Here is a 417-nt window from a genome sequence, read left to right as displayed (position 1 = left end):
GTGGTGGTGTTTGCATTTCATGATTTTATTTACGGCGGCTTAGCGCAATTTTATGATGATAAACCGCTGTTTCAGCGCCCTACTCCCGCTGCGCAAAGTTTTCACATTGAAAACTTACCTAGTATCGACGAGCAAGTGCTTGCAGCTAAAAGCTATGCGCCTGGCTATGAGACTATCCACATTCGCTACAGTAATTTAAATTCAGCTTCGCCCTCTGCGGTGTTTATGATGAGTAACAACAATGCGGTTGTGCGCGGCCCAGATACTGACTATTTATTTATGACCCCGTACACCTTAGAGGTCGTTAACTCGAGCTACCCACAAGGCGAAGATGCAGTGTGGGGTAACATGGTGGCCAGTATTTTCTCACTCCATTTTGGCACCTATGGTGGAGAATGGGGGCGCTGGGGTTACTTT

1 pseudogene is annotated in these 417 nt (G+C 47.0%); it reads left to right on the top strand.

The annotated features are described in order from the left end of the window. Positions 1 to 417: pseudogene (locus CWC14_RS18560) on the top strand (PepSY domain-containing protein); the annotation flags it as partial.

The organism is Pseudoalteromonas sp. S3260, assembly GCF_005886925.1.
GTDB lineage: Bacteria > Pseudomonadota > Gammaproteobacteria > Enterobacterales > Alteromonadaceae > Pseudoalteromonas > Pseudoalteromonas tetraodonis.
The sequence above is the reverse complement of the archived record's forward strand: the minus strand, read 5'-3'. Positions and strand labels throughout refer to the sequence as shown.